This window comes from Trabulsiella guamensis ATCC 49490 (assembly GCF_000734965.1).
Classification (GTDB): Bacteria; Pseudomonadota; Gammaproteobacteria; order Enterobacterales; family Enterobacteriaceae; genus Trabulsiella; species Trabulsiella guamensis.
Genome location: NZ_JMTB01000105.1, coordinates 49,693 through 62,784, shown reverse-complemented (window position 1 = coordinate 62,784; position 13,092 = coordinate 49,693). Strand labels below are relative to the sequence as shown.

The 13,092-nt window shown below is 52.0% G+C and carries 12 protein-coding genes and 1 riboswitch; of the genes, 2 read left to right on the top strand and 10 right to left on the bottom strand.

What is annotated here, in order from left to right; translation table 11 throughout:
- Window positions 1-2: 2 nt before the first annotated feature.
- Entirely contained in the window at window positions 3-833 is an 831-nt protein-coding gene (locus tag GTGU_RS17635; RefSeq protein ID WP_038160049.1) for an AbiJ-NTD4 domain-containing protein, read from the bottom strand.
- 38 nt (window positions 834-871) lie between these two features.
- Complete coding sequence (locus GTGU_RS17630) at window positions 872-2,158, bottom strand: tyrosine-type recombinase/integrase (protein WP_038160178.1); 1,287 nt, start codon at window positions 2,156-2,158, stop codon at window positions 872-874.
- A gap of 65 nt (window positions 2,159-2,223) precedes the next feature.
- Window positions 2,224-2,320: riboswitch (TPP riboswitch) on the bottom strand.
- Window positions 2,321-2,560: 240 nt separating this feature from the next.
- Here GTGU_RS17630 and GTGU_RS17625 point away from each other — a divergent pair.
- On the top strand, window positions 2,561-2,890 hold the full coding sequence (locus GTGU_RS17625; protein WP_038160039.1) for an RcnB family protein: 330 nt from the start codon (window positions 2,561-2,563) through the stop codon (window positions 2,888-2,890).
- Window positions 2,891-2,929: 39 nt separating this feature from the next.
- On the opposite strand, the gene apbC is transcribed toward GTGU_RS17625, so the two are convergent.
- Window positions 2,930-4,039, bottom strand: a complete 1,110-nt coding sequence (gene apbC / locus GTGU_RS17620; RefSeq protein ID WP_038160031.1) for an iron-sulfur cluster carrier protein ApbC — start codon at window positions 4,037-4,039, stop codon at window positions 2,930-2,932.
- A gap of 136 nt (window positions 4,040-4,175) precedes the next feature.
- On the opposite strand from apbC, the gene metG reads away from it, so the two are divergent.
- Window positions 4,176-6,209 carry a methionine--tRNA ligase gene (gene metG / locus GTGU_RS17615; RefSeq protein ID WP_038160027.1) on the top strand — a complete coding sequence of 678 codons (2,034 nt, stop codon included), beginning with the start codon at window positions 4,176-4,178 and terminating at the stop codon, window positions 6,207-6,209.
- Between the two features lie 35 nt (window positions 6,210-6,244).
- Here metG and rlmC read toward each other — a convergent pair whose 3' ends face one another.
- The 7 genes from rlmC to GTGU_RS17580 form a co-directional block, all read right to left on the bottom strand.
- A complete protein-coding gene (gene rlmC, locus GTGU_RS17610; protein WP_038160019.1) occupies window positions 6,245-7,381 on the bottom strand; it encodes a 23S rRNA (uracil(747)-C(5))-methyltransferase RlmC in 1,137 nt (378 codons plus the stop codon).
- Between the two features lie 42 nt (window positions 7,382-7,423).
- Window positions 7,424-7,897, bottom strand: a complete 474-nt coding sequence (locus GTGU_RS17605) for a YbjO family protein (protein ID WP_038160017.1) — start codon at window positions 7,895-7,897, stop codon at window positions 7,424-7,426.
- Between the two features lie 66 nt (window positions 7,898-7,963).
- On the bottom strand, window positions 7,964-8,809 hold the full coding sequence (potI, locus tag GTGU_RS17600) for a putrescine ABC transporter permease PotI (protein WP_038160016.1): 846 nt from the start codon (window positions 8,807-8,809) through the stop codon (window positions 7,964-7,966).
- Entirely contained in the window at window positions 8,806-9,759 is a 954-nt protein-coding gene (potH, locus tag GTGU_RS17595; protein WP_038160015.1) for a putrescine ABC transporter permease PotH, read from the bottom strand. Before potH ends, potI begins: the two co-directional genes overlap by 4 nt.
- A gap of 9 nt (window positions 9,760-9,768) precedes the next feature.
- Entirely contained in the window at window positions 9,769-10,902 is a 1,134-nt protein-coding gene (potG, locus tag GTGU_RS17590) for a putrescine ABC transporter ATP-binding subunit PotG (RefSeq protein WP_038160012.1), read from the bottom strand.
- 142 nt (window positions 10,903-11,044) lie between these two features.
- Window positions 11,045-12,157, bottom strand: a complete 1,113-nt coding sequence (gene potF, locus GTGU_RS17585) for a spermidine/putrescine ABC transporter substrate-binding protein PotF (RefSeq protein ID WP_038160008.1) — start codon at window positions 12,155-12,157, stop codon at window positions 11,045-11,047.
- 384 nt (window positions 12,158-12,541) lie between these two features.
- The gene (locus GTGU_RS17580) at window positions 12,542-13,021 is read right to left on the bottom strand and encodes a type III secretion system chaperone family protein (protein WP_038160005.1); all 480 of its coding nucleotides are present in this window, start codon (window positions 13,019-13,021) and stop codon (window positions 12,542-12,544) included.
- Window positions 13,022-13,092: the final 71 nt, after the last annotated feature.

The following is a 13,092-nucleotide window of genomic DNA, read 5'->3' as shown; positions in this document are numbered from 1 at the left end:
AGCTAGTCACCCATCTTTGAAATAAGGTAGTTACTGAACGCACTACAGATAACTAGCATATAACGAGCATCCTCAAGTGTTGGATTCTCTCCAGCATCCGTTAGTGAATGTCTTATCCCGCCCGTATCACTGGTATATCCGTAAAGGCTAGAAAAGGCATTTTTCATAGATTGGTGAATATAGCCCTTCTCCTCTACAACCTTGATTAATTTACCCAGAGTCCCTTTATCATCCCCTGTTATCTTACGACACAAAGATTCTATAGCTGAAATAGATTCCTTAATTGAGTTTCTAAAGTCCGGTTGCTCTCTATCTGATAGAAGTTCCAACGCCCTTTGCAAATGGTATTTTGAAGATTCAATATTATTATCAATAGCTTTTTGCACACTCTCAATTTCGACTTCGTCGGAAACAGGGGTAACTAAGCCGTTAATAATAGTATAACCGACGCCAAATTTTCTAAAGACATGATTAAGATATTTATCCAAAGCAACTTTTGATAGCAACGAGGTATTTTCAACTAAAAACTCGATGAGGTCAAAAAGATGAAACCATTCACATGCGTAAATGTATTTTTTTATTGTTGTCAAAAGGGATGCGCGAGGGGGGTAATCTTTATCATATGAAGGAATCTTATCCGCATCAAAATTAAAGTGGTATGTCCAAACCATTTTTGCACAATTTACTGCATAATTACTAAAATTACTGTTATCGAAAAATGTCACATAAAGGCAGTTCCATATTGCTCTTCGTGTTTCATCATCTAAATCAGAAACTTGTATGACTTCTTCAACTTTCACATATCCATATCTTTGAGAGAACGGCTTAGCCATAGATACTTTGCCTTATCGCTGTGTTAGTCAAGAGGCGTTTAACGCCAGTTCAATCCGTCAATGATATGACATACAACTGACAGTGGGAAGGTGTGTAAATATCTTCTAGTTATCCCCGTCCCTGTTTTCTCATGCCCTATTACTTGTTGCAAGTGTGTAATGTCATTCATCCAACCAGAGGCAGCAGTAACAACGCTATGCCGGAAACTATGAACAATACGCCTCTGATTGTGTATGTCCCTGTATGGGATGTCCAGAGCGTCTCTGATGTCAGATAGCACCTTGCCAATCTTAGCCATATTACTTCCCGCCACCTCTGGAAACAGCTTATCTCCCTTCCCTCTAACATACTCCAGAAAACCTAACTCAATAAGATGTTGATGCAAAGGAACCTGCCTCACTGCGTTATCTGTTTTACCCTCCTTGATAAGCAGGAAGTGACGATTACTATCATCATCAAAGCACACTTGGGATACTGTCAGTGTAGCTAGCTCACCTCTCCTAGCGCCTGTATACGCCAGCAACAAGATAATCCATTTAAGCCACTCAGGTTTTGCCTCTTCAATTGCGTAGCTAACAAAACGTTTCATCTCACTATTAGTGTATGCCCCATATCGTACCGCCGAGGGAGGGGCAGTAAGGCCGTCAGTGGGTGATACATGGAGAATTGACTTATCGTTAGTTAAATAGGTTTTGAAGAGAGATTTATAGATTTTGAGGTGCTTATGTATTGCCTCAGTTCCTAGCAAATGTTCATCGGGAACATCGTCACAATTAATTAACTGCTCTATTGTCATTGAGCGGTATGGCTGAACTACTCGCTTAGGAAGCCCTTCAATAACTTCCATCACCTGTTTGATATCCTGCTTAGTGATGTGCTGTATATTCTTATCCTCTCCTAACACAGCTAGCATCACCTCCATATAACGCTCATTAGCTGAGTGAATGGATGATGTCCAATGCTTGCCTTTGTCCTGTATGTATTGCTTCCACGCTTCTCCTAATGTAATTTGTCTTTCTTCTGCTGGCTCAATCGTCGGCGCTACCATGTCGGGCTTAACAGATACAGCAGGAAAAATCCTTGTGGCTCTTTGGAGCATCCGCATTTTGCTCAACTCTTCGAGTTGAATAGAAAGTGCATCGGGAGGCAGTGTCCCCTCCTTTGCCTGAATAACAGAAGGCATTAAAGCTATCATCAATGCATTAGCTTCCCTCTGGCTATCAGTCCCTAGTGAACGTCTAAACATCTTGCCGTCAGGCAAACAGAATTGAAGGTAGTAGATTGAATCTCGAAGGAAGGTATAACGAATACGTTTAGTAAGCAAAATCTTCACAGCCTCTGTTTCAGTGATAAGAATTGATTGAACAGAAGTGTGTTTAACTACTTGATATATAACAAAAACTAGCACCCTACGCTGGCATTATCCAGATCAGGTGGTACGGGTATTTCTCAGCCTTCACAAGGAAGGGCACCCCGAGTCATAGTATTTCAACTTGCAGAATAAGCAGGTCATCCGCAGGATGCAAGCGCTATGCAGAAATCGGGGGTTCGCCAGCTGACAGAGATGGAGAAGTTCAGAGAAATCCGGTTATCCATAGCGCTTATGTTCAACCTGGTTACAATTTTCCCTGAACATATTATTCTCTGGTTCGCTTAAGATGATCTTTCCCCTGCTCACGTCTGTGGTTTTGTGGGGCTGGTACCAGACTGATTTTGTGGAGAAATAATGGGTAAGTGTAGATTGCTGTTTCTCAGCGCACTGCTGGCAGTGACGGGCGCAACCTGGGCCGCGCCGGCAACGGTATCGACGTCAGGCATTCAGAAATATGAACTTGATGGTTTCATCGCCGATTTCACTCATTTCAAAATCGGTGACACGGTACCGGAACTGTATCGTACTGATGAATACAAGATAAAACAGTGGCAGTTACGTAATCTGCCAGCACCGGATGCGGGAACGTACTGGACTTACATGGGTGAGAACTACGTACTGGTTTCGGAAGCGGACGGCAAAATCCTGAAAGCCTACGACGGTGATATTTTCTACCACCGTTAACGGACAGGTGCTACGCCACATGCGTAGCACCCTCTGTCATTACACCGCGCGGAACGAAATCTCGCTCGGGATCACTTCGCCCATCCAGTACAACTGTGAGGCCACACGGCCAGCCAGCTGACGATAGGACGCGGTAAATTCACTCTCCGGGCGACTGACCACCGTCGGCGTACCGCGATCGAGATCTTCACGCAGGCTGATATGCAGCGGCATCTGGCCGAGCAGCTCGGTATGATACTGCTGCGCCAGCTTCTCTGCGCCACCGGTGCCGAAAATCGGCTCATGATGACCGCAGTTGCTGCAGATATGCATGCTCATGTTTTCGACAATCCCCAGTACCGGCAGATCGACTTTCTCAAACATCACAATGCCTTTTTTGGCGTCGATCAGCGCTACGTCCTGCGGCGTCGTCACCACAACCGCGCCGGTAACCGGAATATTCTGCGCCAGCGTCAGCTGGATATCACCGGTGCCTGGCGGCATGTCCAGCACCAGATAGTCGAGATCCGGCCAAAGGGTTTCCTGTAGCATCTGCAACAGCGCCTTACTGGCCATCGGGCCGCGCCACACCATGGCATTGTCGTCAGTGACCAGATAGCCAATAGAGTTGGTCGCCAGACCAAATTTCATGATTGGCGCCATGTGGGTGCCGTCTGGTGACGTCGGGCGCTGATCTTCTGCGCCTAACATCATCGGTACCGACGGGCCGTAGATATCAGCATCAAGAATACCGACATTCGCGCCTTCCGCCGCCAGTGCCAGCGCCAGGTTTACCGCGGTGGAGGATTTCCCCACCCCGCCTTTACCGGAACTGACTGCAATAATATTCTTCACGCCGTTGACGCCAGGCTGATTCTTCACGCGTTTCATCGTGGCGATGCTGTGCGACAGCTTCCAGTCGATCGCTTTCGCGCCGGTGATGCGCAGCAGCTCAGCGCTGCATTCATCTTTCAGCGCTTCGAACGCGCTCTGCCAGACAAACGGCATCTGAATTTCAATGTGCACAACGTCGTCTAACAGAGCGACATGATGCAACGCCTTCAGCGTCGTCAGGTTGTGCTTCAGGGTTGGGTGCTGAAAATTGGCCAGCGTCCCGGCGACCATTGCGCGCAGGCGCTCCGGGGAAGTGGCCTGGGATTGTGAACTCATCCCGACTCCTTTGTTCTTGTGAGTAAACGCGTTAATCAACAAGTTTACCTGAAAGGCTCAGGTTTGTGCTTACTTAATAATGGCCCTTTTGGTAATATCGAAAGCCCTTTTCACTATCAAAGAAGTAATATCCACTATGACTCATGTCGCGAAAAAAATTCTGGTAACGTGCGCGCTGCCGTACGCCAACGGCTCAATCCACCTCGGCCACATGCTGGAGCATATCCAGGCTGATGTCTGGGTCCGTTACCAGCGAATGCGCGGCCACGAGGTGAATTTCATCTGCGCCGACGATGCCCACGGCACGCCGATCATGCTGAAAGCGCAGCAACTGGGGATCACCCCGGAGCAGATGATTGCCGAAATGAGTCAGGAGCATCAGACCGATTTTGCTGGCTTTGAGATCAGCTATAACAACTATCACTCCACGCACAGCGATGAAAACCGCGAGCTGTCGGAACTGATTTATACGCGTCTGAAAGAGAACGGTTTTATTAAAAACCGCACCATTTCTCAGCTCTACGATCCGGAAAAAGGCATGTTCCTGCCGGACCGTTTTGTGAAAGGCACCTGCCCGAGATGTAAATCCCCGGATCAGTACGGCGATAACTGCGAAGTGTGTGGCGCGACCTACAGCCCGACCGAACTTATCGATCCGAAATCCGTGGTCTCCGGCGCGACGCCTGTGATGCGTGAATCCGAACACTTCTTCTTTGACCTGCCGTCGTTCAGCGAAATGCTGCAGGCGTGGACCCGCAGTGGTGCGTTGCAGGAACAGGTGGCAAACAAAATGCAGGAGTGGTTTGAGTCCGGCCTGCAACAGTGGGATATCTCCCGTGATGCGCCGTACTTCGGTTTTGAAATTCCGAACGCGCCGGGTAAATATTTCTACGTCTGGCTGGATGCGCCAATCGGCTACATGGGCTCCTTTAAGAACCTGTGCGACAAGCGCGGCGACACCGTCAGCTTTGACGAGTACTGGAAGAAAGACTCCGATGCCGAGCTGTATCACTTCATCGGAAAAGACATCGTTTACTTCCACAGTCTGTTCTGGCCGGCAATGCTGGAAGGCAGCGGTTTCCGCAAGCCGACCAACCTGTTCGTTCACGGCTATGTGACGGTAAACGGCGCGAAGATGTCAAAATCACGCGGCACTTTCATTAAAGCCAGCACCTGGCTGAACCATTTTGATGCCGACAGTCTTCGCTACTACTATACGGCGAAACTCTCTTCCCGCATTGACGACATCGACCTGAACCTGGAAGATTTCGTGCAGCGCGTGAATGCTGACATCGTCAATAAAGTGGTTAACCTGGCGTCCCGTAACGCAGGTTTTATCGCTAAACGTTTCGACGGTGTGCTGGCCGCTGAACTGGCTGACCCGGCGTTGTATCAGACTTTCGTTGACGCCGCTGACACCATTGGTGAAGCCTGGGAAAGCCGTGAATTCGGTAAAGCGATCCGTGAAATCATGGCGCTGGCCGATGTCGCCAACCGCTATGTTGACGAACAAGCGCCGTGGGTGGTGGCGAAGCAGGAAGGTCGCGATGCCGATCTGCAGGCCATCTGCACCATGGGCCTCAATATGTTCCGCGTGCTGATGACGTGGCTGAAGCCGGTGCTGCCGTCACTGACCGAACGTGCCGAAGCGTTCCTCAACACCGAACTGACCTGGGACGCTATCCAGCAGCCGTTGCTCAGTCACAAAGTCAACGCCTTCAAAGCGCTGTATAACCGCATTGAGATGAAGCAGGTGGAAGCACTGGTAGAAGCTTCGAAAGAAGAGGTGAAAGCCGCTGCCGCTCCGATCACTGGTCCGCTGGCGGATGATCCGATTCAGGAAACCATCACTTTTGATGATTTCGCGAAAGTGGATATGCGCATCGCACTGATTGAACACGCAGAGTTCGTTGACGGCTCCGACAAACTGCTGCGCCTGACGCTGGATCTCGGCGGTGAGAAGCGTAACGTCTTCTCCGGCATCCGCTCAGCTTACCCGGATCCGCAGGCGCTGATTGGGCGTCTGACAGTGATGGTCGCCAACCTGGCGCCGCGTAAAATGCGCTTTGGCATCTCTGAAGGGATGGTGATGGCCGCCGGTCCTGGCGGGAAAGACATCTTCCTGTTAAGCCCGGACAGCGGCGCACAGCCAGGCCAGCAGGTCAAATAATTCTCTTACTACCGGGCAACGCTATGTTGCCCGGTTTATTTCTGGTCCACACGAACCAGTAGCGTCAGCACTTCGTAATGCGCAGTGTGCGGAAACATATCGAACAACTGCACACGCTCCACGCGATACCCCGGAAGATGGCGGAAATCAATGGTCATCGTCTGCGCATTACAACTCGAATAAAGTATATATGACGGTGCCACCTGGCTCAGGTAGTCGCACAGCGCTTTACCAATGCCCCGACGTGGCGGGTTGACCAGTACCAGATCAGGAACATCACCCTGGCCGGTGGCAAATCTTGTGGAGTCCAGCGCCTGAAAATGCAGGTTTTGCAATCCCAGTTCTGCTGCGGACTGTTTCGCGCAAGTAATGGCTTCTGGCGAAATTTCAATACCGGTTAAGGTCATTTCCGGTGTCGCGCAATGCAGACCAAAACCACCGACGCCACAGAACAGATCCCACATATGCTGCACCGGAAGTTGCCGCACCCAGTCACGCGCGGTGGCATACAACTGGCTCGCCACCGTCGGGTTGGTCTGGAAAAAGCTATGTGGACGGATCCACAACGGTATGCCGTTAAACGTCTCCGCCAGCGCCTGCTGCTCCGTGAAGAAGATCTCCTGCTCCCCTTCCATGATTGCCATATGCACCGGCTGAATATTCGCGGTGATCACCTTAAGTTGTGGGAGCTGCGCCTGCAGCCACGGCAGCGCTGCACGTAATTGTTCCAGCTTATTTTCTGAACGCAGCACAAAACGCAGCATCATGCCGCCATCGCGCTGGCTTTCGGTCAGCAACAGATATTTCAGCTCGCCGCGTTTACGGGCGACGTTATAGGGCGTCAGCCCTGCCCGGGCGATAAACGGCTTGAGGGCGGCGAACACCGGGTAAAACGAAGCCGGATAGAGCGGACAGGCGGTAAGATCTTCCGGCGTGCCGTCGCGGTGCAGCATGCCAAGCAGCGGTTTTTCCACGCTGCCACTGACCACCATTTTAGCTTTATTACGAAACCCCTGTTCCGGACCGCTGACGGGCGCACACCACTCAGCCACCGGCATGGACGCCAGCAAGTGGCGGAGATTATCCATTTTTGCCGCGAGTTGTTCGCTGATCGGCTGCGCTATCCACTGACAGGAGCGACAACGATCAGCATCATAGAGTGCGCACTGCATACTAAAGCCTTAACGAATTCAGGGGCGGGGATTGTATCACCGTTATTGTAAGCGGAAAAACCGACGACTCGCGGAGGGGATAAAAAGCAGAAGCAGCACCAGAATATCGGGAAGTTTTTGCATCATCAGCGAGCGGAAAATTTCCCGTTTCGAGCCCCCGGCAATACTGAAAAGTTCCGGATAACCATACCCGAGCGACGACGCCCATAGATAACCAGTGGTAATAATTTGCGTCAGCAGATACAGCCAGCGCGCCCAGTTGCGCCCTTTTACCAGCGAAAAAGCGCAGTAAATTTCGATGAACACCAGTACCAGACTACTGAGGAAAACCAGCGTCAGGCTCCATGTCTGCACGCTACGGTGAATAAATTCTCCGAGGCCGCGTACACCGAGCAGGTTAAAGATCATCAGAAAATCCAGCGCCCGGATCATGATGATGGCGAGCGCCGCCACCTGCACAATGGCAGGGACGTTTATGCGAGCATGCGACTGACGTGTTTTGGTAAAAAATCCCACAGCTTACTTCCCTGAAAACCGTGCCGCGACGGGCGCGGCACTTTCGCGGAGGAAATAGTAAATCCTTCAGCCACGTCTTGCACGCTGGATATCGCGCACCCGCTGCTTTTCTGCGCGAGCCATCAGATACCAGGCGATTAAACCAACAATACCCACCACACCGAGGATCAGCGATGCCAGGGCGTTAATTTCCGGATTGACCCCCATGCGCACGCTGGAGAAGACCAGCATCGGCAACGTGGTGGCACCGGGGCCGGAGACGAAGCTCGCAATCACCAAATCATCAAGCGACAGCGTGAACGCCAGCAACCAGCCGGAAATCACTGCGGGCATGATCATCGGTAGCGTAATGATGAAAAAGACCTTCAGCGGCGTGGCGCCGAGATCCATTGCAGCCTCTTCAATGGAGCGATCCAGTTCACGCAGGCGCGAGGAGATCACCACCGCCACATACGCCGTGCAGAAAGTGACATGCGCCAGCCAGATGGTCAGCATACCACGCTCAGACGGCCAGCCGATGGCGTGACCGAGGGCGACAAACAGCAGCAACAGCGACAAACCGGTGATCACGTCCGGCATAACCAGCGGCGCGGTGATCATAAAGGCAAAGCCGTTTGACCCGCGAAAACGCCCGAAGCGCACCATCACCACGGCGGCAATGGTACCAAGGATCGCCGCCATAGTCGCCGCCAGCGCAGCAATGGTCAGACTCAGCCCCACCGCGCTCATCATGGCGTCGTCATGAAACAGCTCTCTGTACCAGCGCGTGGACCAGCCGGCCCACACAGTCACCAGTTTTGAACTGTTGAAGGAGTAGATCACCAGCATCAGCATCGGTGCATACAGAAACGTAAACCCGAGCACCAGAATGAAAATACGCCACGGGGAGCGCACTACCGGCAGATTGTTCATCCGTGTTCTCCCATCTGTTTTTGCTGATGTTTGTGGAACCACATGATTGGCACAATCAGCAGCAGCAACATGATAATCGCAACCGCGGATGCCACCGGCCAGTCACGGTTATTGAAGAATTCCTGCCACAGCACGCGACCAATCATGATGCTGTCAGGCCCGCCGAGCAGTTCCGGGATTACAAACTCGCCGACCGCCGGAATGAACACCAGCATCGAACCGGCAATAATCCCGCCTTTCGTCAACGGCACAATCACGCTGAAGAAGGTTTTCAGCGGGCGCGCGCCGAGATCGAGCGACGCTTCCACCAGCGAGTAGTCAATACGGGTCAGCGCGGTATAAATCGGCAGCACCATAAACGGCAGATAGGCATAAACAATTCCGATGTACACCGCGAGGTTGGTGTGCAGGATGGTTAACGGCTGGTCGATAATGCCTGCCCACATCAGGAAATTATTCAGCACGCCATTGTTTTTGAGGATCCCCATCCAGGCGTACACGCGGATCAAAAACGAGGTCCACGATGGCAAAATCACCAGTAGCAACAGAATATTGCGCGTGGAGGGTTTGCTGTGCGCCACCGCCCAGGCTAGTGGATAACCCAGCAGCAGACAGCAGAATGTGGAGATCGCCGCCACCTGTAGCGACTGCAGGTACGCTTCAAAATAGAGCGGGTCATCGGTCAGTTGCAGGAAGTTGCCGATATTGAGCGTCAGCGAGAGCTGATCGTCCGCCCACTCGATGAGATCGGTGTACGGCGGAATCGCCCTTGCCATTTCAGCAAGGCTGATTTTGAACACAATCAGGAACGGCAACAGGAACAGCAGAATAAGCCAGATATACGGCAGGGCTATCACCAGCTTGCGACCGTGCAGCATCTGCATACGCGCCAGCCACGGCGCAAACCCTGTCGGTTTTACGGCGCGAACCGGTGGTTCTAATGTACTCATCGCCCCTCCTTACACCGTCAGGACTACACAGCTGTCAGCATCCCAGCACAGCCGGACTTCATCACCCCAGGTCGGCAGACCTTTGCGGTAGCGATGGGCATTCTGCAACTGAGCGCTGAGCATCTGACCGCTTTTGAGACGCACGTGATAAATAGAGAGATCGCCAAGATAGGCGATGTGCACCACTTCGCCGACGGCAAAGTTGTAGCCATCCGCCGGCGGTTCTTCGCAGAGCATGATTTTTTCCGGGCGCAGCGCGACGTACACCGGTACGTTGTCGACCACAGAGGCGTCCGGGTCGACCTTCAGCGGATGCACCAGCCCCGGCGAGTCAATCACCAGGCCATCGTCCTGGCGATCTTTCAATAACCCCTCAAAGACATTCACCGAGCCAATAAATTCTGCGCTGTAGCGGGTGGTCGGATGCTCATAAATCTCTTCCGGCTCGCCAATCTGCACGAACTTGCCGCGGTTCATGATGGCGATACGCCCGGCCATGGTCATCGCCTCTTCCTGATCGTGAGTCACCATGACGCAGGTCACACCAACGCGCTCAAGAATATCCACCACTTCAAGCTGCATCCGGTCGCGTAGTTTTTTATCCAGTGCGCCCATCGGTTCGTCGAGCAGCAGCAGTTTTGGCCGTTTCGCCAGACTGCGCGCCAGCGCCACGCGCTGACGTTGCCCACCGGAGAGCTGGTGCGGTTTACGTTTGGCAAACTCCTGCATATGTACCAGCGTGAGCATCTCCTGCACCCGACTGGCGATTTCCGCTTTCGGCAGTTTGTCCTGCTTCAGGCCAAACGCAATATTTTGCTCCACCGTCATGTGCGGAAACAGCGCATAGGACTGAAACATCATATTGATTGGTCGCTGGTAAGGCGGCACGCTGGAGAGATCAACGCCGTCGAGCACAATCTGCCCGGCCGTGGGGTGTTCAAACCCGGCCAGCATACGCAGCAGCGTGGATTTTCCGCAGCCTGAGGGGCCGAGCAGCGCGAAAATTTCGCCTTTGTAGATAGTCAGACTGACATCATCAACGGCATGTTGCCCGTCGAAGGATTTCGTCAGGTTGCGGATTTCCAGCAGCGGGGTCAGCGCTTTGCGGGTTTTCGCCTGTGGGCGGGGGGTCGCGTCATTCAATCGGGTGCTCTCCGGCAAAAAACAAGCATCAGTATGGACCGGTGCCATACAAAGTCTTTGTAGTGCAGGCGCACCGCTGTGGTGCGCCTGTTGCCGGTCGATGGAGCCTGCCCGGCGGGTAAAACTGTCGAAACGCGCTTAATTACTTCCCGCTTTTGACTTTCGTCCATGCACGGGTGCGTACGCGGTCAATCTTCGGATCCTGGACTTTCAGGGTGAACAGTTTGGCCTGTACATCTGCCGGCGGGTAGATACCCGGGTTAGTACGCACCTCTTCGCTCACCAGCGCCGTCGCCTCTTTATTGACGTTGGCGTAGTAAACATGGTCAGAGATATGCGCGATCACGTCCGGACGCAGCAGGTAGTTCAGGAACTGGTAAGCTTCGTCTTTGTTTTTCGCATCTGCTGGCATCGCGAACACATCAAAGAACGCCAGCGCCCCTTCTTTCGGGATGGAATAAGAAATATTCACACCGTTTTTCGCTTCTTTCGCGCGGTTTGCTGCCTGCCACACGTCGCCTGCCCAGCCGATAGCGACGCAGATATCGCCGTTAGCCAGATCGTTGATGTATTGCGAAGAGTGGAAGTAACGAATGTTTGGACGCAGCTTCAACAGCAGCTCCGTCGCCGGCCCGGTGTAGTCATCCGCTTTGGTGCTGTTCGGATCTTTGCCAAGGTAGTTCAGCACAGTGGCAAATACCTCTTCCGGTGCGTCGAGGAAGGACACACCGCAGCTTTTCAGTTTTTCCAGGTTTTCCGGTTTCAGAACCAGGTCCCAGCTGTTCAGCGGGGCATCTGTGCCCAACGCGGCTTTGACTTTATCAACGTTATAGCCAATACCGGTGGTCGCCCACATGTACGGCATCGCGTATTTGTTATCCGGGTCGTGACGTGCAATCAGCTTCAGCAACTCCGGATCAAGGTTTTTCCAGTTGGGCAGTTTGCTCTTGTCGAGCGGCTGGAATACGCCGGCCGCCAGCTGGCGCTCAAGGAAACTGGCTGACGGAACGACCAGGTCAAAGCCGGTACTGCCCGCCATCAGTTTGCCTTCCAGCACTTCGTTGGAGTCAAATACGTCGTAAACAACTTTAATACCGGTTTCTTTTTCAAAATTCGCCACCGTGTCCGGCGCGATATAGTCAGACCAGTTATAAACATGCAGGGTTTTCTGTTCAGCCGCGAGCGAACCAGCAGACACGGCCATCAGCGCACCCGTCACCAGACCGGTTAACCATTTCTTACTAAAAGCGGTCATATCTCTTTCCTTCTCAACGATTGTTAATAAACGAACCAAAATATTTGAGCCTGAAAGCATGCAAAAACCATGCATATTTTGTCATTGTGTTCAGAAAAGGAGAGACGGCGCTCCCCTGCGGTTACAGCTCGCTTTAGCGGCGTAATCCCACCGTTATTAATGGGATATCACCGGGGCATCGCAAGAATAACTGTAGCCAGGGTTGCAGGCTATAGCTCAGATTAAAAAACGCCTTTTATCAATTTTTTATGCAAGATCACTCTATTCGATAGAGCTTACTGGTCGGAATGGTGGTGAATAATTCTTTAATGGAAGGTTAAATGCAGAATAATAAAACGGAACAGGCAGCCGCGCTGGCAGCGACTGCGCTTAACACAGAGGGGATCAGTGAAGAAAATGGTACTGAATCTCTTCTTTTGGCAATTCTTCTTCTTCCGGTTTGTAGAGCAACTGATGCGCCGAAGCCTCAAGGATCACCATCGAAATCTGTTCTTCGCTCTGGCGGACAAACCAGGCGAATTGCTCAAGCGACACCCCGGCACCGGCGGATAAAGACTGGCAAACCACCAGTTTTGGCAGATTATCATCCTGAATATCCAGGAACGCTTTGATGGTCAGCGAACTGGCATTGATGGAAGAAAGATCGGCAGAAAGCGTCAGCAGCGCGGAGGGCTTCACTTCGGCAAGCGCGGAAAAGAGGATGACATTATCAAGAAGATCAATTTTGGCATCGAAAATCCCGTCGAAATTTTGCATATGTGGCAGGTGCAACGCCTGACAGGTATCGCATTCGAAAAAGTTTATGCCGAGTTCATCGAGCCACTGACGTAACGTGTCAAGACCCGGAACGACGAGTGAAGCCATATGCCTGAAACCTTTTGCTGAGAAATAACGGGGCACATATTACGCATAAAGTCTGACATATACTATGAAAG